Here is an 18694-nt window from a genome sequence, read left to right on the forward strand (position 1 = left end):
ATACATGCCCGGGACTGCCGCCAATGGCCACGCGGCCTCATCAACCCGTTGCTTCCTGCACCTTTATCCCGGGCGATATGCCGAAATCCACCATGCCCGTGGCCAGTGAATCCCGCTTTGCCAGGATCCGGAACATCACCGCATCGACAATACGTGCAAGATATTTTTCTTCGTCACCAAGAATGGTGACTACCCCGGCGTTGAGGAAATACACACCGGCCTCCATGGCCGCACGGAAGCGGAAACGGACCTCCACCACGCTGCCGCGCATGAAGAATTCGTGGGGTGCATCCGCCGGAGTGGATACGCCCCCTCCCAGATCCAGGCCACGCAGGGTCCTGATCATCATGCCGAAGCGGACGGCTGCGGCCGACGCTTCGAAATGGACTTCGTAGGCATAGACATACTCGCCACCGCCGGTCAGGACATTGACCTGGCGCCCGTCCAGCGTCAGCAGACGCGGCGAAAGTATCCTGCAATCGAGCGAGGGATAGTCCACCACGGTGGTCGACACCAGGCCCGGATCAAGGAACGCCTCATCGTCATCCGGCCCTTCAGGCATAACGGGCGGCTGCTCGCTCCCGCCCGCTTCAGCAGCCCCTGCCGTCGGCGCTTCGTCCTCGCTCTCATCCTCCCGCTTGGCCGCGGCGTGGATCATCCGGTGATATGTCGAAACTATCTTCTTCGGCTCGCCTTCACAGACCAGCCGCCCCTTGTCGATCAGCAGTGCGCGGTTGCAGACCTCGATCACATGGCTTGCCGAATGCGACACGAACAGTACCGTGGCACCTGCATCCCGCAGCGACTGGATCTTGAGATTGCACTTGCGCTGGAACGCCTCGTCGCCTACCGACAGGGCCTCATCCACCACCAGAATCTCGGGGTCGACATGCGCGGCCACCGCAAACGCCAGCCGCATGTACATGCCGCTGGAATAGTTTTTCACCGGCTGGCTGATGAACTCACCGATATCGGCGAACGACAGTATCCGATCGTACCGCTGCTCCATCTGCTGCCGGTCCAGGCCCAGAACGGCCCCGTTGAGGAACACGTTCTCGGCCCCGCTCAATTCGGGATTGAAGCCGGCACCGAGTTCGAGCAACGCAGCGACCCGGCCATTCACCTGCACACTGCCCTCGGTCGCCGTCAACGTGCCACAGATGATCTGCAGCAAGGTCGACTTGCCCGCCCCGTTGCGACCGACGATTCCGACTTGGTCACCCCGGCGCACCTGGAAACCGACATCACGCAATGCCCAGAATTCACGGTAGTAGCGCCGCTCCGCCATTCCCGCCAACGAGGCCAACCGCGGCAGCACGAACTGCTTGAGGCGGTCTGAAGGATGATTGTAGAGGTGGTAACACTTGCCCACCCCATCCACCGAGACGGCGTAATCGTCAGAGGACATCGGCGAACCCCTTGCGGGTGCTCTGGAACCACCAGAAACCCAGCCATGCCAACAACACGCTTGCGAGCAGCGCCACAAGGTACCCGCCCAGATCCGGCAGGGTACCGAACACCAGTACGCCCCGCGCCACATCGACCATATAGCCGATCGGGTTGAGCCGTATCAGGTCACGCATGCTTTCAGGCACCGCGTCGATCGGGTAGAAAATCGGCGAAAGGAATAGCAGGCCGGTCACCGCCACGCCCACCATCTGCCCGACATCGCGCAAATACACGCCCAGCGCGGACAGCAACCAACCCAGCCCTAGCGTCCCGATCAGCAATGGCAGCAGCATCAACGGCAGCAGCAGCGCGGTCAGCGGTGGTGGCCCGATCAACAGCCACGAGATCACCACCCAGACCAGCATGCTGGCCACGAAGTGGAACAACGCACCACATAAGGTGATGACCGGCAGCAACTCGAGCGGAAATACCACGCGCTTGACGTAGTTGGCATTGGCCACGATCAGGCCTGGCGCCCGGTTGACACATTCGGCAAACAGATTGAACACGGCCAGCCCGGCGAACAGGACCACCGCGAACTTCGCCTTGTCCGCATCGTCGCTGGTTCCCCAGCGCGACTGGAATACCACCGCGAACACAAAGGTATAAACCGCCAGCATCAGCAACGGAGTGATCGCCATCCATGCCATGCCCAGCAGCGAGGCCCGGTAGCGTCCGGCAATTTCCTGCCAGGCCAACTGGCGTATCAACCCGCGGTTGCGCACCAGCGTGGCAACCAGGGCGCGCGGAGCGCCGGAATGCAACTCAACCATGCTTGCCTTCGCCGGCCAGCGCGGTCTGCAGGTCCTCGCGCAGGTCATGGACATCCTCGACCCCGACACTCAACCGCACCAGCGCATCGCTGATGCCCAACTGCGCACGGCGCTCCGGCGGAATGGAGGCGTGGGTCATCACCGCCGGGTGGTTGACCAGGCTTTCCACGCCGCCGAGGGATTCGGCCAGGGTGAACAGTTCGGTCTTCTCGCAGAAACGCTTGGCCGCTTCGAAGCCCCCCTTGAGCACGATCGAGACGATGCCGCCGTAGCCGGCCATCTGCTTGTCCGCCAATTCATGCTGCGGATGCGACGGCAGGCCCGGATAGATCACCTTTTCGATGGCCGGATGCGTTTCCAACCACTGCGCCAGTTCCAGTGCACTGGCGCAGTGCGCCTTCATGCGCAGCGGCAGGGTCTTCAGGCCACGCAGGGCCAGGAAGCTGTCGAACGGGCCTTGTACGCCACCCACCGAGTTCTGCAGGAAAGCCATCTGCTCGGCCAGCTCGGCGTTGTCGCCGACCACGACCATGCCGCCGACCATGTCGGAATGACCATTGAGGTACTTGGTGGCCGAATGCAGCACCAGGTCCGCGCCCAGTTGCAGCGGGCGCTGCAGCATCGGCGAGGCGAAGGTGTTGTCCACCACCACGAGCAGGCCATGGCGCTTGGCGATGGCGGCGACCGCGGCGATGTCGACGATCTTCAGCAGCGGGTTGGTCGGCGTTTCGATCCACACCATCTTCGTCTTCGGCGTGATCGCCGTTTCAAACACGGCAAGATCGGTCAGGTCGACGAAGCTGAAATCCAGCCCCGCGGTGCGGCGGCGCACGCGCTCGAACAGGCGGAAGCTGCCGCCGTAGATGTCATCCATCGCCACCACGTGACTGCCGGCATCCAGCAGCTCGATCACCGTGGAGCTGGCGGCCATGCCGGAGGCGAAGGCGAAACCGCGGCTGCCGCTTTCCAGCGTCGCGACGCAGCGCTCGTAGGCGAAGCGGGTCGGGTTGTGGGTGCGCGAATACTCGAACCCCTGATGCACGCCCGGGCTGGACTGCGCATAGGTCGAGGTGGCGTAGATCGGCGGCATCACCGCGCCGGTGCTTGGGTCGGGCGACTGCCCGCCGTGGATGGCCAGCGTTGCAAGACGGTAAGCCATGAGCGCCGCTCCGTAATGGGAAACGGGCAATGATACCTGACGTCATCCTGCCGTCAGCTGAGTCCACCAACCGCGCGTAGAGCCGGGCACCGCCCGGCTGGGGCTTGCCCGGCGTATCGGCCGGATCGCCGGCAACGCCCAGCGTGGCGATGCCACGCTCTACCGGCCGGTGGGCCGGGCGCGGTAATGCACCCCCCGCCAGGGGCGCTCAAACAGCAGGAACGAGATCATGGCCGCCGACAACATGCCCGCCAGCAGCAGGATCAGGCCTGCCGCCCCCCATTCACGCAGGCCCAGCGCATTGGCCGCCTGCAATACCGGCATATGCCATAGATAGGCACTGAAACTGACCACGCCTGTCAGCCGCATGGGGGCACAGGCAAAGAAGCGCGCCAGCGCGCCCCCTCCCCACAGCACCGCCAGCAGCAACAGCCCCCACCCCATACCGAATGCCGTGAACCAGCGGTGGTTGAGTTCCGGATCATAGTTTCCGCCCCGCAGCAGGGCCCAGAGTGAGGGTGTGGCCAGCACCAGCAGCCCCAGCAGCAACCACGCCAGCACCTGCCATAGCCGCCGCCAGCGCGCCAACCCCGGCCACGCCCCATGTACCCAGGCAGCGGCGACACCACACAGGAATACCACCAGATAAGGCCCCAGTTGCACGCCGTTGGCAGGCGCCTGCGCGGCGGGCCAATGCCAGCGCGCCAGCAGCACCAGCAGCACCAGCAGCAACAGCCCCAGCCAGCGCCCACCGGGCAGGGCGCGCAGCAGCGCCAGTGCACCGACGATCAGCGGCAGCCACAGGTAGAAGCTGAATTCCACCGGGATCGACCACAGCACGCTTTGCCCTTCGCGCAGGGCCAGATGGCCCAGCAGGGCGGCGTTGTCGATCTGGTAATGCCAGTCGCCGATCCCCGCCCGGGTCAGGGACCAGCTCGACAGCAGGATCACCAGATACAGCGGCCAGATGCGCAGCACCCGGCGCAGCGCGTAGTTGATCCAGTAGCGCCGGTTGGCCAGGCTGGCCAAGGGACGCGCCAGCATGGCGTGGGCAAGCAGATAGGCGCTGAGCACGAAGAACAGGTACACGCCGCTCTTGCCGATGCCCGACAGGTTCGGCCACGGCAACCAGCCGGCGTTGGACAGGTGCGAACCGATCACGATCAGCACCGCCAATCCGCGCAATCCATCCAGCGGCAGCACATGCGCCGTGCCGGCCGTGGCCGGCGCCAGAAACAGCCTGCGCATCATCTTTGCCATTCCATCCGCCCTGTAGCGCCGGGCAACGCCCGGCGGATCGTCATGTCACGCGTCCCGACCACTACGCCCATCCGGTGTACCAGCCACCTGCAGCGCCGGGCAACGCCCGGCGGATCGCAAGGCCACGCGCGGCAACCACCGAATCGAAACCTGCGAACCATCCCGGGCACGTCCCGGCGCGGCGTTGCCGCGCTCTACAAAAATCAAGGGGTTCCACAAAAGGAAAGGCCCGCCGAAGCGGGCCTTTCCGTGTTGCGTTCAACCAATCAAACGATTAGTTGCTGGCCGGACGAACCAGGACGTGGTTGCTGATCGAGCCCGAGGTCGGGTTGACGATCTGGTACAGGCCTTGGATCTTGTCGTTCGGACCAGCCACGTCCACATTCAGGGTGGCGCGGTTGCTACCCGTGAACACGGTACGCAGGTCGTCGATGACCTTGGTGCCGTTGGCCGGAATGACACCGGTCAGCGTACCAGCGGTCAGGGTCACACCTTCTTCGCTCATCAGCGAGATGGTGTAGTTACGAGCAGCGGCGCTTGTGTTGGTCAGCACCAGACGGCTCAGCCAGCCATCCGGAACCTGAACCAACGGAGCCTGCAGGTTGGTGCCGTTACGGATGATCTCACCAACATTGGTATCAGCCAGAGTCGCCAGCGAGTAGGTGCTCGAATCGGCGTTAACTGCGTTCAACGAGGCGGTGTAAGCGCTCGCCCAGATCACCGGGTTCCAAGCCGTACCAGTACCGGTCAGCTTGGTGATGACGAAGTTACCGCTCAACCCATTGGAGAGGTCGAACACAGCTTCATCAGCGGCCAGATCAAGAGCGCCACCACCAAAACCAACAACACGCGCTGCGGCAGCACCATTGTACGGCGCATTGCCCGAGCTACGAGCCAAGCTGAAATCACCGGCGATGGAGACAGTGGTCGCATCAGCCGAATTATCCAGCAGGTCGGTCACAGCAATCGCGGTACCAACAGCCTTCAAGGTGCCGGTGACGTCGATACCCAGACCAGCGTTCAGCGTAGCAACGGCCACGCCACCGGTGAACTGAGTGTAGCTGCCATTAGTAGCATTGACGTCAGCAGTCGCCGTACCCGGGGTACCAACCCACTTCAAGCTCGGGGCGAAGGTCAGGTACTTACCCGAAACCGAACCGCCCGAGATCTTGCCGGTGTCGCCACCAGCCTGTGCCTGCGACGGCTGATCGTACAGCGAAACCGTGACATTGGCGTCAGCAATGCTGGTCAGCTTGACAGCTGCCGGCAGCGTAATGACGACATTGCCACCTGCGCCAGCCGCACCAGCGGTGATGGAGAAGGTGATCACATTGGTACCGACGCCGTTCACAGCACCCGGGGTCAACGCACCGGTACCGCCAGTAGCCGTCGGGGTGAAGCTCTGGAACAGGACGTGCGAGGGGGCTTCAACGCGGATGTAGCGCACTTCGTTCGGGGAGTACGCATAACCGCTCAGCCACTTGATTTCCGTGCCGCTTGCAGCAGCAAAGGTGGTTGCACTGGCGGAGGTGCTGCCCGTCTTGATTTCCTGAGCGTACTTACCAACGGTGCCAGCGATAGTGGTGGCGTTGCCCGAGGTAAAATCAACTGCAGCAGCATTGCCGGCGAACAGGCCGCCAACGATGGCGGCGACGAGAATTTTCTTGTTCAACATTAGAGTGAAACTCCTAAGCTTAGGTTTGTTGTTTGTATACAACCACATCACTGGACACCACTCGCCGCTCGCATGCACGTGCCGGCGCCGGCACTTGGAGTTGAAAGCTTATCCGGAAATCCTCCCGAACCTCACTCCTGACCCCGTTTCTGCGCATGCCATCCAACACATTTGCGCAGTCCCCAGTGCCGCAGAACTATAGGGGGGCGTTAAGCGCGCGTCAATACATATAACCGCGACAGAAGTAGTGTTTTCCCCTATTGACCTACATGAATTGCGCGGCCTGCCGCAACACCGTCATGGCAAGGCTTTGTCGCACTGGCAACACCCGGCCGGGCATGCACAGATGCTGTTCCAGCAGGGGGATATCCCTGCCCATGTGCAGGGCTGGAGCGGTGTTTCGACAGTGCCGGGAGACGCCCGGCGGAGGGCGTTGCCGGTGGTGCGGCAGCGGGGCGGTGCCGCGCCCTACAGGCGGAGCCGGCAGTGCCACGGCGGGGCCATGCCGCACCCCGCATGTGCCGGACCGGATTGCTGGCCCGATAGCGCCAAGCGGGGCATGCCCGGCAAGGCGCATGGCAGCGGACAGGCCTGGGGCATGCCACAGCGGGGCGACGGCTCCGTGCTACGGCTGCGGCGGGGCGTCTGCGGCCGGCTGGCGGCGCAGGCGCCCATCCCCTTCTTCCCCGGTGCCGAAACGGGCGCGGATGGCATCGGTGATGGCGCGGGTCTGCGCGGCATCTTCCACCACATAGGGAGTGATGAGCATCAGCAGCTCGGTACGGGTGCCAGTGCGTTTGGCGCTCTGGAATGCCTTGCCCAAGATCGGAATGTCGCCCAGCAACGGCACCTTGGTCTTGCCCTCACTGCGGGTGCTGGAAATCAGGCCACCAAGCAGGGTGCTTTCGCCATCGGCCAGGCTCAGGCTGGTGTTGAGCTTGCGGCTGAATACGCTGGGCGAGGAAATTTCGCTGGTGTCGGTGGGCGTGGCCTCACTGACTTCCTGGCTGATCTTCAGGTCCACGCGCTGGCCGGAATGCACCACCGCCTCGATATCCAGCAGCACGCCGGTCTTGCGGTACTGCACGGACTGCAGGATGGAGCTGTTGCCGCCCGTGCTGGGCAGGTCCGGGGCGGTGGCCTGGCTGGTGATGATCGGCACTTCGGTACCGACATCGATGCTGGCCGATTCGCCGCTTTTCACCAGAATGCGCGGGGTGGAAAGGATGGAGACGCGGCTGTCCTTGGCAAACAGGTTGAGGATGGCCTTGACCTGGCCGGAGGAGGACACGCCCTGCCATACCAGGCCACCGCCACCGGCGCCGACCAGCCCCTGCAGCGCGGTGAGCGGGCCGGTCATGCCGTCAACGCTGACGTTGCGCAGCGCCCACTCCACGCCATGGCTGAATTCGTCGGTCATGGTGACCTCGGCCACGGTGACCTCGATGACCACCTGCCGGGCCGGCTGGTCCAGCCGCGCCAGCACGCCCTGGATGGCACGCCAGCGCTGCGCATCGCCCTGGAAGACGATGACGTTGCGGATGGGATCAATCGCCACCTGCCCGTCCGGGCTGCTGATACCGCTGGCACGCGCGGCGGCATTGCCGGCGTCGGCAGTGCGGGCAGCACCCATTTCACCACCACTGGCAGCCTGCTGGCCGGGGCCTGCCCCGGCGCCCGTGCGGGGGGCACCGGCCGCACCGCCGCCGAGCAGGGTCTGCAGCACCGGCAACAGGGTTTCCACCGTGGTATGGCGTGCGGCATACAGGTACATGCCGCCGCCGGCATTGTCTTCGCTGGGCTGGTCGAGCCGGTCGGCCCATTCCTGGGCGGCCTTGAGCGCGGCTTCCGATTCACTGAACACCAGCAACGCGTTGGCCGAGGACACCGGCACGAAGGTCACCACGCCGCCGGTACCCGGGCCCGTCTTGACCGCGATACCCTGCCCCGTCAGCACCTCGCGCAGGTCTTTGGCCAGCAGGTCCGCCGGCACGTACAGCGGGTTGATGCGCAGCGAGCGCTTGCCGACCAGGCCACCGCCATCCAGGGTCATCACCGCGCTCATGGCGGCACGCACGGCATCACCGGGGCCGCTGATCAACAGGGCGTTGGCCTCGACCAGTTCGGTGAAATTGACCTGGTGGCTGCCGAACAGGTTGCGCACCTGGGCGGCGATCACGCCGGGCTGGGAGATTTCCAGCGGCATGGCCACGAACACAGTGCGCTGGCCCGCCGGCACGTCCGGCAGCGAGCGGGTGGCGATCAGCGCGGGCAGCTCACCACCGCCGCCCCTGCCTTGGCTGGCCGGCTGGAATTGCAGCACGCCACCCAACTCGTTGATCTTGACCCCATAGGCGGCCAGCACCTCCTGGGCGATGGTGTAGGCCTTGGCCGGTGACTGCGGTTCGGTCAGGCTCAGGCTCAGCAGTTCGGGACGCGCACGCAGCGACTGGTCGATCTGCACGCCGAAGCCCAGTTCCATGCCGTACACGACATTGATGAAGGACTCGATGGAGACGCCTTCCAACACCAGCGCCACCGGGCGCTTGCGCGGAATGACCCGGGGCACCGGGCTGGGCGCCTGCACGGCCTCGGCAGTGGCGGCCGCAGCCTTGGGCGGAGACAGCACGGGACCTTCTTCGACCAGCGGCCGCTTGCGGACAACAGCGTGTTCACCCTCAAGTACCTCACCGCTGCTGGCCGCCTCTTTCGGCGCACGCAGGGGCTCGGGGAACCGCACCGCATTGCTGGCGCAACCGGCCAGCAGCGTGAGCAGGAAGACCCCCGAAAAAGCGCGCCAGGCAGCCTGCCGGTTGCGCGACTGGGCCCCATGCGACCGATTCATCATGCTGCTACTCACTTTGCTCGAAGCTTGCGCAAGGTTGCGCCGGATACGACGGACCCACCCAGGACGATGCACGAGGAGGATCACTGTCCACCCTGGAATTCATTGAAAATCTCACGCTGGCGTCGCTCACCATCGGCATCCAGCCAGACGACGCGGCGACCGTTCACCTGCAGCACATGGCCGCCATCCGGCAAACGCCCACCGGCACCGAGGCGAACCACGCCGGTGCCATTGACCTGGAAGATGGCCATATAGTTCCGCCCTTCCTTGGACACGCCCACCGGCATCGGTGGCGGCGGTGGCGGCGGTGCCGCTTCGACCGCAGCCGCCGTTGGTGCACCCCAGGGAGCACGCTCCTGCCAGGTGGCGCTGGCGGCGAGCAGATCATCCTCCCCGCTCCAGCCATCGCGCCATGCCTGCGCCGGCGGCTCCGGTGCCACGACCGCGGCCGGCGAGGCACCGAACCAATAGCTGGAAAGCCCGCCCAGAAGCAGGGCCAGGACGATGAGGACAGCGTTGCGCAGGTGGATTTTCATCGGGCCAGATCCGCTGCATCGGGATGGGTGGGAGCATCGCCGCGCGAATCAGGCGCCTGTGGCGACGCGCCGGTGACCGCCACGGCCTTGCGGTAATAGCTGCGGAACGTCACCACCACCCGCGGAGCGTCACCTTCGGCGATTTCAATGCGCTCCACCTGCACCCACGGCAGTGCTTCGGCCAGCGCACGCATGAAGGCTTCGTGGCCACGGTTGGGCAGCGTGCCCTCCAGGCGCGAAATCACCTGCCACATGTCGGGATAGCCCTCCACGTCGACCGTGTCTTCCACCTTTACTGCGGCGTCACCCACCTGCTGTTCGGCCGCCAGGCGGGTCAACCATGCCTGTGACTCGGCCTGGGCCATGCCCCGGCCGGCGACCTCCGGAATCCTCGCGATGACCGCCTCCAGCAATTCAGCGGCCTTTTGCGCACGCTCGGGCCACCAGCTCTCCTTGCGCATGCCTTCCAGGCGGGCAAGCATCTCCAGGTCATCTGCATGGGCAACCATGCGCTTGTGCACCTGGTCCGACAGCAGGAACAACCCCTGCAGGCCAAGGATGGCCGCGATCACCAGGGCGCCGTAGCGCAGTCGCGGGTTGCCGCGCCATTCATTGCGCAATTGCTGCCATCGGCGCTGGTCACTCATGGCCCGCCCCCTTCGGATCCGCGCCCGCATCCGTGCCGGCAGGCAATTCGAACGCAAGCTGCATCACGCCATTGGCCAGCGGTTTCACGGCGACACCGGACAGGCGTGGATCTGCGTCAAAGGCGATGACGAACGCGCGCGGATCGGTTTCGCTGCTGCGTACCGTGGTCTGCAGCTTGTTGGCTTCGCGCCGCCAGTTCAGCAACGTGCTGCCCTCGGGCAGATGGGATGCCATGTCTGCCATCAGCAGGTAGTCGTCGTTGGATGTGCGCAACGCGCTCAGGTGCTGCAACTGGGCCTGCGCCTGCTCGGCCTGCTCCCTTGCAGCAAGAAGAGGACCCACTTCCGCACGCATGCGCTCTACACGGACGGACAGCTGATCACCTGCCGCCTGCCAGCGCAGCAGCGAGGAAAGTTGCCAGCCCAATCCCGCCGCCAGCGCGGCAAACAGCAGCAACCATGCGAATTTCTCGTCAAACAGGCCCGCCAGACGCTGGGCCCAACTGGTTTCACCCCACGGCCGGTTCGACCAGGGCAGATGGATGGGCTGGGGTACTTCCTGCAACGCAGCCGGGTCCTGCCCGGTGGAGCGCACAAAACGCATCCATGCTTCGGCGCCGGGCACCTGCTCCCACCATTGGCTGCTGACGAGCACGCCGCCGTGCCAGTTCTGCGCTTCGTAGCCCCGGGAAAGCTCCAGCAAGCGCACGCCACCGGCCGCTGGCGGCGCCAGCAAAAGGCTCTCCGGAATCCAGTTTCGCTCGTATGCCGGCACTTCGGCCTCGGGCGCCGCCCAGAACCAGAAATGCGCAATGCCCCCTGTCCAGGCCATGCAGGAAAGTGCGGAAGGAGAAGGTTTGTGGCGGATCATGGCCAGCTTGCCCGCCTGCATGCGTTTGCGCGCGGGGAGCTGGTGCAGGTCTTCACGCCGGTATTGGCACTCGCCCCTGCCTACCACCCATTGCCGGCCACCGAACGGGCCGCCACGCAATACGCATCCTTCGGCGTCACCCACCAGGCGTCTTGTCGGCAAAAAGAGGGCTGCCAGTTTGTTCCACAGGTTCATTGAGTAAGGGGCGAGCGATGGGATAGGCGGCCAGGATCGACCAAGGCCCCTGCTGGTCCGCAAGGGGCGTCAATCTTACATGCATCCGCCAGGCCGCGCCCGTACGCCGCCACAGGGTTATCCGCAGCGTATCGTCCGCCACATAGCGGTAGTCCAGCGCATCATCTCCCGGCACCCGCAGGGCCAGCCGTGCCTGCAAATCCATGGTCGAGGTGAAGGGCCGCTGGCGCCGTTGCTCCACCAACCGCAGGCATGCCTCGGGACAACCGGGGATGCGTAGCGGGAGCAATTCCTCCGGCATGGTGTTGGGATTGATGCCGCCGGTGTAATACGGGGTGATGTGCTCGATCATGGCACCGAGTGTTTCGGGAGGCAGGCTGTCCCACCCCATCACCAGTGCCAACTCGCCAGGTACCAGCAGGCGGCGGTTGGGCGGCGGCCGCCGGTGTTCCTGCGTGTACTCCCGGGCTTCGGCGCCATTGACCCGGGTCAAGTCGTCCGGGTCGATATAGTCAAGCAGGGTATCGCGCAGCCGCGGCCAGCGCTCCGGCCGGACGCCATACAGATCGAGAAAACGGTCCAGCCCGGAAGGATTGGGCCAAACCATCGCGAACAGGCCGGCTTCATCCTGCAATGAGAACTCGGCACTTCCCAATCCCTTGTAGGGACTTCCATCCAGCCGCAACTCACCGCCGACAGGATCACGGGCGAGGCCGCCGAATTCGCTCAACCGCCGGTATGCCAGCTCGTCTTCGCCCAATGCACGGGTGGGTTGGCCAGCCAGGGTCTTTTCCCGGGTGGCCATCAGGTACAACAGGGTGTCCCGGGTCTCATAGAGGGACGCTTCGTCCTCGAACTGCCCGCGCGCTATCTGGGCATCCTGCACCTGTGCGACCGCCCACAACGTCATCAGTGCCACCGCAATGGTGATGCCGGCAAGAATCCACAAGGTGACCGCGAGGATGAACCCCTCGGGCCGTGCAGCCAGTCGTGAGCCATCAAATCCCACTGCTGCCAACCTCATCCAGTTTCAGTTTTTCAGGATCCAGGCCATCGGCCATGATCGGCACCAGCCAATCCAGGGAGCCTCGCGCCGTGCTGGCGGTGAAGCGGACCATCTTGGGCGGCGATTTGTGGTCTTTCCATTTCCACTCGTCCACCCAGGCACCGTCCTCGTCCAGATAGGAAAAGGCCGCATCCTTCAACGGACCTTCGACGATCACGACATCCGGCACTTTCACGTCGGCATAGTGCAGGCGGCCGCCTTCCAGCCACCAGCGCACGCCGGAAAACCCCTGCGCAGCCAACGGCGACGGCGTGGAATACTCGATCGACTCGCGGGTTCCCAATGTCCCGTCGCCCTGCTCTTCCAGGTCACGCTGCAGGCCGGCCACCGTCTCCCGGAACCACGCTTCCTGCAGGCCGGCAACGCGGTTTTCACCATCGAAACGCAGCAGGCGGGTGCGCAGGCTCATGGCCTGGCCCAGTGCCTGCATCAGGATGGTGACCAGCAGGGAAACGATCACCAGGGTGACGATAGCCTCAAGCAGGGTAAAACCCCGCTGGCGCATACCGGGCCGGATCAGGCGCACGACACTCATAGCTGTGCTGGCTCCCTGACCTGCCTGTAGCCGACCTTGCGCAGGTGGAAGGACGCGGAAACGCCCTCTTCGCCACGGACATCCACGGTCACATCGTACAAACCGACCTGGTATAAGCCAGCCTGCAGGTAGCCGGTCATCGCGTCGCGCGGTGGCTCGACAGGCTCGGACTTCCACTCGAGCACCATCCCCCCCAGCCGTTTCTCGCCAGTGGGCGCCAGCCCTGGGTTCACCACTTCCATCCAGGCGAGGGCATTACGCATAGCGGTATCGTTCTTGCGTGCGTTTTCCGCCCTGAGCGCCATCTGGATGGACTGGTTCATCGCCGCAAACAGGGCCAAGCCCGCGGTGGCAACAATTGCCAGCGCGACAATGGCTTCCAGCAGAGAAAAGCCCCTGGCCGACTCAAGGGGGCGCATCGGAAATCCTGCAGTCGGGTGTGCCCAGCATCCAGCGCTCCTCTCCCACCGGCGTGGTGATATCCAACAGCGCCGGCGCGCAGTAGCCGTTGGCGGCGACCTGCAACCGGTCGAGTACCTGGACACTCCAGCCCTGGGGGAGTTCCAGCCCGGGAAGAGACAGCGCCTGTCCCTTGTCGATCATGAAGGGCGTGCCATCGCGACGCGCCAGCAAGGGCAACCGCTCCAGTTGCCTGATGGCCTCGGCCCGTTCGCCGCTGCGACTGATCGCATCAACCGTATTTTTCAGGCGTGGTGCGACCAAGGCAGTCATGAAAGAAATCAGCGCAAGTACGACCAGCAATTCCAGCAACGAAAAGCCCCCTTCCGGGGCACTCGTGGCCCAACCATCACTGACCCTGCGGCAGGAAGCCCACATCGGTGTCGTTGCCTTCGCCGCCAGCCTTGCCGTCGGCTCCAAAGGAATAGATCGCGAACGGCATCCCGTCGCGACCCGGGATGGCGTACTGGTAGGGATTGCCCCAGGGATCGGCCGGCACCCGTTCATCCAGGTAGGGACCACGCCAACGCGCCTTCGAGCGATCATCCGCCGGTGCGGTGTAGAGCACGGCCAGGCCTTCCTCGGCGGTCGGCAAGCGTCCCACCTCCAGGCGGAACGTCTCGATCGCGCCACGCAGCAAGCGGGTCTGGGTTTCGGCGACCTGCACCTTGGAACTGTCTACCCGGCTGAACAGGCGTGGGCCCACCAGGCTGGCGATCAGGCCGATGATCACCAGGACCACCAGCATCTCCAGCAGGGTGAAACCCCGCGTGCGTCGATATCCACGCAACTTCATCTTTTTCTCCGAATCTTCAAATTGGAACATCGTTTACGCTCGTGATCGCAAGAATGATCGCCGTCATGATCACGCCGACCACGACGCCAATGAGGATGATCGCAAGCGGCTCGATCAACTGCAGCGCGCGCTTCATGCGATCACGCCCCGTGGCCTCATACAACCCGGCCAACGCCGACAGCAGCTTGGGCAGTTCGCCGCTGGCCTCGCCCACCGCCACCAGATCATAGCCAGTCGGGTTCAGTGCGCGGTGCTCGCGCAGGGCGGCCGACAGGGTCATGCCGCCCTTGACGCCCTTGACCACCGCCGAAAGCCGATTGCGCAGGAAACCGAAGCGCACTGCCGCCGCCGACAACCCCAGCGCACGCACCAGCTCGACCTTGCCCTCCAGCAGCGCGGCCAGGGTACTGGCCCAGCGGCCGACTTCGGCCTCCAGCACCCACTCTCCGATGACCGGCAACTTGATGAGCGTCTCGGCCAGCTTCTCCCTGAAACCGGGAAGGCCGAACAACGCGCGGACCACTGCCGCAAGGGTGACCACCGCGCCGGCAACCCACCATGCATGCGAGCTGAGCCACACCCCGGTACTGATGACCCAGCGCGAAAGGGCGGGCATGCTCTCCCCATGCTGGGTCAACAGGCCTCCGAAGCGCGGAACGACCCACATGAAAATGATGCCGACGGCCGCCACGCCCGAAAGCATCAGTACCGCCGGGTAGATCATCGCCCCGGTCATTTCCTGGCGGACGCGCTGGTCGTACTCGAACTGGCGGACACCGCCGCGCATCGATTCGGCCATGCGTCCCGTCGCCTCGCCGGCCTGCATCAGCTGGTGCAGGTACTCGGGCACGGGGAGCCTGGATTCGCGCAATGCGGTGCTGAAGCTCTCGCCCCGACGCACCGCCTTCTCCATCGAAGCGAATGCGCTGGTCAACGAGGGATGGTGGCTGGACTTGGCCAGCGACGAGAGGCAGGTCACCAACCCCACGCCCGCCTCCAGCAACGCAGTGAACTCCTGCAGCACGAGCTGCAGTTCGCGCGTGGAGGCGTTCTTGCGTCGGCTGGACAGCGAGCGCCCGCCCTTGATCTGCCTCAGCGAATAGGGCGTCAACCCCATGCTGGCCAGACGCCGAGTCGCATCCGCTTCGGAGGACGCATCCACGGCGCCGGTCAGCGTGCTGCCGCTGCGATCCAGCGCTTCGTAACGAAACTGCGCCATCTCACTCATCGGATGCCATGCCGCCGGTGACGCGCACGACTTCCTCCACGGTGGTCAGGCCAGCACGTGCCTTCAGCAAGCCATCATCCCGCAAGGTTCGCCCTCCCTGTGCGTTGGCGAGGCTGCGCATCTTCTCCGCAGTCGCGCCCGCGATGACCAACTCCTGGAGCTCGGGCGTCACGTCCACCAGTTCATAGATACCCAGGCGTCCGCGATACCCCGTGCCTTGGCAGCGCGGGCATCCAACCGCCTCCTTCCAGCAGGCCTCGGCGCCATCGCCCGCCAGCGGACCGACCATGTGTTCGAACACCGGCAATACCACCGCCGGCCTGCTGCAATGCGGGCACAGTCGGCGCACCAGTCGCTGCGCCTGGACTGCACGCACACTGGTCGCAATGAGGAAAGGCTCCACGCCCATGTCAACCAGTCGCGTGAACGCGCTCACCGCATCGTTGGTATGCAGGGTCGAAAGCACGAGGTGACCGGTGAGGGACGATTGGACGGCAATTTCCGCGGTCTCCAGATCGCGGATTTCGCCGATCATGATGACGTCCGGATCCTGCCGGAGGATGGCGCGCAGCGCCCGCGCGAACGTATAGCCGATGTCCGAATTGGCCTGGATCTGGGTGACGCCTTCCACCTCGTACTCCACCGGGTCCTCGACGGTGATGATCTTGCGGTCGCGCTGGTTCATTTCCTCCAGCGTCGCGTAAAGCGTGGTGGACTTGCCCGAGCCTGTCGGGCCGGTCACCAGGACCACGCCGTGCGGCTCGGCTGCCCAGGTACGGAACAGAGCGAGGTCGCGCGGGGAGAAGCCCAGCCTCTCCAGGCTCAAGTCGTCCCGCTCCTTCGGCAGCAGGCGCAGCACGATCGATTCGCCGTGGACAGCCGGCACCGCCGAGGCGCGCACGTCCACTTCCTGACCACTGACGCGCACGCTGAGCCGGCCGTCCTGCGGCAGGCGACGCTCTGCGATGTCCATCCCCGAAATGAGTTTTACACGGGAGGCTACCGCCGGATAGCGACTGGCCGGCAGCACCATGCGCGTATGCAGGATGCCGTCGGTGCGCAGGCGCACGTTGAACACCGTCTCTTCCGGCTCGATATGGATATCCGAGGCACGCTGGTCCATCGCCTGGGCAAGGATGTTGTTGACCAGTTCGATGACGGGCGCTTCTTCAGCGAGTTCACGCAGGTGGCTCACGTCGTCATCCAGGTCCATGTCACCACGGGCGCGGGAATTGCCGACCATGTCGATCAGTCTTTCCGTTTCCTGCGAGCGGGTCAGACGCCACGCCCATGTCTGCGCGAAGGCCTTGTCCAGGGCTTCGTTCACCGAAGGATCAAGCGGATCCCGCGCCACGGCGAGGATCTTTCCTTCACTTGCCTCCCAGGCAACGACTCCATTGTCCAGCCACCATTCGAGGCTGTAGCCGGCGCCATTGAGCACCGAACGCACGTCCTCGCCACTGGCGGGCCATTCCTCGCCAGCCAGCATCGGGATGTTCAACTGGTCGGACAAGACCGGGACCAAGGAGTCTTCCGACAACGCGCCCAGCCGCACAAGCACGCTGCCGATGCGACCGCCGAACTGGGCCTGGAAGGCAAGCGCCTTGTGCACGTCACCCGCGCTGACTATTTGCCGATCAACAAGCAGCTCGCCCAACAGGCGGTGGTGCGTCGCAGGTGTATGGCTCGCATTCATGCTGTTCTGCATTTTGTTCCAATCAATCGAAAGCCCGAACCCGGTTCTTCTGCTTCCGTGAAGATCACTGCACCCGACGCCGCAGGTAGTTTAACAGGTCGATCCGGGTGATCAGACCGAGAAAGGCGTCACCATCGGTGATGATCGCCACCTGGCCACGGTCGAACACCGTCAGCAGCGCCTCGATCGGTGATTTGACGTCCAGCCGGTCCAGCTTGCTGACCATCGCCACCGAGACCGGATCGCGAAAGCGGGCCTCGTCGCCGTAGACGTGCAGCAGCACGTCACTCTCGTCGATGATGCCGACCAGCTGGCTGCCTTCCATCACCGGCAGCTGGCTGACGTCGTACAGCTTCATGCGCTGGTAGGCGGTGGTCAGCAGGTCGTTGGGGCCGATCACCACGGTGTCGCGCTGCCCGTAGGGGCGCAGGATCAGGTCGCGCAGGTCGCCGTATTGCGGGCGCTGGATGAAGCCGTTGTCCAGCATCCAGTAGTCGTTGTACATCTTGGACAGATACTTGTTGCCGGTATCGGGCACCAGCACCAGCACCTTCTTCGGCGCGGTCTGCTCGCGGCAGTACTTCAGCGCGGCGGCCAGCAGGGTGCCGGTGGACGAGCCACCGAGGATGCCTTCCTTGCCCAGCAGCTCGCGCGCGGTGTGGAAACTCTCCGCATCAGTGATCGCATAGGCCTTGGTGACGCGGCTGAAATCGGAAATCGACGGCAGGAAGTCCTCGCCGATGCCTTCCACCAGCCAGCTGCCCGACTTCTCGTTCAGCGTGCCCTCGTTGATGTATTCGGCCAGGATCGAGCCGACCGGGTCGGCCAGCACGATCTCGGTGGCCGGCGAATGGGTGGCCAGCACGCGGCTCAGGCCGGTCATCGTGCCCGAGCTGCCGCAGCCGACCACGATGGCGTCCAGCCCGCCCACTTCGCCCATCTGCGCAAGCAGCTCCGGGCCGGTACCGAACTCGTGCGCGGCCGGGTTGTCTGGGTTGCCGAACTGGTTGATGAAATAGGCACCGGGCGTCTGCTCGGCCACGGTCTTGGCCAGGTCCTGGTAGTACTCCGGGTGGCCCTTGGCCACATCCGAACGGGTCAGCACCACTTCGGCGCCCATCGCCTTGAGGTTGAAGATCTTTTCCCGGCTCATCTTGTCCGGGACCACCAGGATCAGCTTGTAGCCCTTCTGCTGGGCCACCAGCGCCAGACCCAGGCCGGTGTTGCCGGCGGTGCCTTCGACCAGCGTCGCACCGGGCTTGAGATCGCCACGCTGCTCAGCGGCCTCGATCATCGACAGGCCGATGCGGTCCTTGATCGATCCTCCCGGGTTCGAACTCTCCAGTTTCAGGTACAGCTCGCAGACGCCGGCATCCAGGCGCTGGGCCTTGACGATGGGCGTGTTGCCAATGAGTTCGAGGACGGAGGAATGGATGGCCATGGGATTGCCTTGCATCGCGCCGCACAGCGGCCGGACCGGCGATTATCCGCTGGATGGCGC

At 64.6% G+C, this 18694-nt stretch carries 17 protein-coding genes; all 17 read right to left on the reverse strand.

The window, feature by feature from the left end; all coding sequences use genetic code 11:
- Positions 1 to 40 precede the first annotated feature (40 nt).
- The 17 genes from ACSBPQ_RS12260 to ACSBPQ_RS12340 all read right to left on the reverse strand — a co-directional run bounded on the left by ACSBPQ_RS12260 (position 41) and on the right by ACSBPQ_RS12340 (position 18634).
- Positions 41 to 1408 (reverse strand): ABC transporter ATP-binding protein, encoded by a 1368-nt coding sequence (locus ACSBPQ_RS12260; protein WP_442682412.1) that lies wholly within the window; start codon positions 1406 to 1408, stop codon positions 41 to 43.
- A complete protein-coding gene (locus ACSBPQ_RS12265) occupies positions 1398 to 2276 on the reverse strand; it encodes an ABC transporter permease (RefSeq protein ID WP_442682413.1) in 879 nt (292 codons plus the stop codon). Before ACSBPQ_RS12265 ends, ACSBPQ_RS12260 begins: the two co-directional genes overlap by 11 nt.
- Complete coding sequence (locus ACSBPQ_RS12270; protein ID WP_442682414.1) at positions 2215 to 3381, reverse strand: cystathionine gamma-synthase; 1167 nt, start codon at positions 3379 to 3381, stop codon at positions 2215 to 2217. Before ACSBPQ_RS12270 ends, ACSBPQ_RS12265 begins: the two co-directional genes overlap by 62 nt.
- A gap of 159 nt (positions 3382 to 3540) precedes the next feature.
- Positions 3541 to 4629, reverse strand: coding sequence for an acyltransferase family protein (locus ACSBPQ_RS12275; RefSeq protein WP_442682415.1), 1089 nt, complete (start codon positions 4627 to 4629; stop codon positions 3541 to 3543).
- A gap of 286 nt (positions 4630 to 4915) precedes the next feature.
- Positions 4916 to 6316, reverse strand: coding sequence for a hypothetical protein (locus tag ACSBPQ_RS12280; RefSeq protein ID WP_442682416.1), 1401 nt, complete (start codon positions 6314 to 6316; stop codon positions 4916 to 4918).
- 625 nt (positions 6317 to 6941) lie between these two features.
- The gene (locus ACSBPQ_RS12285; RefSeq protein ID WP_442682417.1) at positions 6942 to 9164 is read right to left on the reverse strand and encodes a type II secretion system protein GspD; all 2223 of its coding nucleotides are present in this window, start codon (positions 9162 to 9164) and stop codon (positions 6942 to 6944) included.
- Positions 9165 to 9244: 80 nt separating this feature from the next.
- Complete coding sequence (locus tag ACSBPQ_RS12290) at positions 9245 to 9700, reverse strand: hypothetical protein (protein ID WP_442682418.1); 456 nt, start codon at positions 9698 to 9700, stop codon at positions 9245 to 9247.
- Positions 9697 to 10347: a hypothetical protein gene (locus ACSBPQ_RS12295; protein ID WP_442682419.1), complete on the reverse strand. Its 651-nt coding sequence runs from the start codon at positions 10345 to 10347 to the stop codon at positions 9697 to 9699. Before ACSBPQ_RS12295 ends, ACSBPQ_RS12290 begins: the two co-directional genes overlap by 4 nt.
- The gene (locus ACSBPQ_RS12300; RefSeq protein ID WP_442682420.1) at positions 10340 to 11362 is read right to left on the reverse strand and encodes a hypothetical protein; all 1023 of its coding nucleotides are present in this window, start codon (positions 11360 to 11362) and stop codon (positions 10340 to 10342) included. Before ACSBPQ_RS12300 ends, ACSBPQ_RS12295 begins: the two co-directional genes overlap by 8 nt.
- Complete coding sequence (locus tag ACSBPQ_RS12305; protein WP_442682421.1) at positions 11355 to 12422, reverse strand: general secretion pathway protein GspK; 1068 nt, start codon at positions 12420 to 12422, stop codon at positions 11355 to 11357. The genes ACSBPQ_RS12300 and ACSBPQ_RS12305 overlap by 8 nt, the downstream gene beginning before the upstream one ends.
- Positions 12412 to 13014, reverse strand: coding sequence for a prepilin-type N-terminal cleavage/methylation domain-containing protein (locus tag ACSBPQ_RS12310; protein ID WP_442682422.1), 603 nt, complete (start codon positions 13012 to 13014; stop codon positions 12412 to 12414). Before ACSBPQ_RS12310 ends, ACSBPQ_RS12305 begins: the two co-directional genes overlap by 11 nt.
- Positions 13011 to 13433: a PulJ/GspJ family protein gene (locus ACSBPQ_RS12315; protein WP_442682423.1), complete on the reverse strand. Its 423-nt coding sequence runs from the start codon at positions 13431 to 13433 to the stop codon at positions 13011 to 13013. Before ACSBPQ_RS12315 ends, ACSBPQ_RS12310 begins: the two co-directional genes overlap by 4 nt.
- Positions 13420 to 13785, reverse strand: coding sequence for a type II secretion system protein (locus ACSBPQ_RS12320; protein ID WP_442682424.1), 366 nt, complete (start codon positions 13783 to 13785; stop codon positions 13420 to 13422). The genes ACSBPQ_RS12315 and ACSBPQ_RS12320 overlap by 14 nt, the downstream gene beginning before the upstream one ends.
- Positions 13786 to 13822: 37 nt before the next feature.
- The gene (gspG, locus tag ACSBPQ_RS12325) at positions 13823 to 14269 is read right to left on the reverse strand and encodes a type II secretion system major pseudopilin GspG (RefSeq protein WP_442682425.1); all 447 of its coding nucleotides are present in this window, start codon (positions 14267 to 14269) and stop codon (positions 13823 to 13825) included.
- A 16-nt stretch (positions 14270 to 14285) separates the two neighbouring features.
- A complete protein-coding gene (locus ACSBPQ_RS12330; RefSeq protein WP_442682426.1) occupies positions 14286 to 15488 on the reverse strand; it encodes a type II secretion system F family protein in 1203 nt (400 codons plus the stop codon).
- A 1-nt stretch (position 15489) separates the two neighbouring features.
- Positions 15490 to 17193, reverse strand: a complete 1704-nt coding sequence (locus ACSBPQ_RS12335) for a GspE/PulE family protein (protein WP_442682427.1) — start codon at positions 17191 to 17193, stop codon at positions 15490 to 15492.
- A 64-nt stretch (positions 17194 to 17257) separates the two neighbouring features.
- Positions 17258 to 18634, reverse strand: coding sequence for a pyridoxal-phosphate dependent enzyme (locus ACSBPQ_RS12340; protein ID WP_442682428.1), 1377 nt, complete (start codon positions 18632 to 18634; stop codon positions 17258 to 17260).
- Positions 18635 to 18694: the final 60 nt, after the last annotated feature.

The sequence above is a fragment of the Stenotrophomonas sp. JC08 genome (genome assembly GCF_052180205.1).
Lineage (GTDB): Bacteria > Pseudomonadota > Gammaproteobacteria > Xanthomonadales > Xanthomonadaceae > Stenotrophomonas.

Coding starts and splice junctions, on each gene's coding strand:
- ACSBPQ_RS12260 (WP_442682412.1), bottom strand. CDS start 1,408: ATGTCCTCTGACGATTACGCCGTCTCGGTGGATGGGGTGGGCAAGTGT.
- ACSBPQ_RS12265 (WP_442682413.1), bottom strand. CDS start 2,276: ATGTCCATGACCTGCGCGAGGACCTGCAGACCGCGCTGGCCGGCGAAG.
- ACSBPQ_RS12270 (WP_442682414.1), bottom strand. CDS start 3,381: ATGGCTTACCGTCTTGCAACGCTGGCCATCCACGGCGGGCAGTCGCCC.
- ACSBPQ_RS12275 (WP_442682415.1), bottom strand. CDS start 4,629: ATGCGCAGGCTGTTTCTGGCGCCGGCCACGGCCGGCACGGCGCATGTG.
- ACSBPQ_RS12280 (WP_442682416.1), bottom strand. CDS start 6,316: ATGTTGAACAAGAAAATTCTCGTCGCCGCCATCGTTGGCGGCCTGTTC.
- ACSBPQ_RS12285 (WP_442682417.1), bottom strand. CDS start 9,164: ATGATGAATCGGTCGCATGGGGCCCAGTCGCGCAACCGGCAGGCTGCC.
- ACSBPQ_RS12290 (WP_442682418.1), bottom strand. CDS start 9,700: ATGAAAATCCACCTGCGCAACGCTGTCCTCATCGTCCTGGCCCTGCTT.
- ACSBPQ_RS12295 (WP_442682419.1), bottom strand. CDS start 10,347: ATGAGTGACCAGCGCCGATGGCAGCAATTGCGCAATGAATGGCGCGGC.
- ACSBPQ_RS12310 (WP_442682422.1), bottom strand. CDS start 13,014: ATGAGTGTCGTGCGCCTGATCCGGCCCGGTATGCGCCAGCGGGGTTTT.
- ACSBPQ_RS12315 (WP_442682423.1), bottom strand. CDS start 13,433: ATGCGCCCCCTTGAGTCGGCCAGGGGCTTTTCTCTGCTGGAAGCCATT.
- gspG (WP_442682425.1), bottom strand. CDS start 14,269: ATGAAGTTGCGTGGATATCGACGCACGCGGGGTTTCACCCTGCTGGAG.
- ACSBPQ_RS12330 (WP_442682426.1), bottom strand. CDS start 15,488: ATGGCGCAGTTTCGTTACGAAGCGCTGGATCGCAGCGGCAGCACGCTG.
- ACSBPQ_RS12335 (WP_442682427.1), bottom strand. CDS start 17,193: ATGAATGCGAGCCATACACCTGCGACGCACCACCGCCTGTTGGGCGAG.
- ACSBPQ_RS12340 (WP_442682428.1), bottom strand. CDS start 18,634: ATGGCCATCCATTCCTCCGTCCTCGAACTCATTGGCAACACGCCCATC.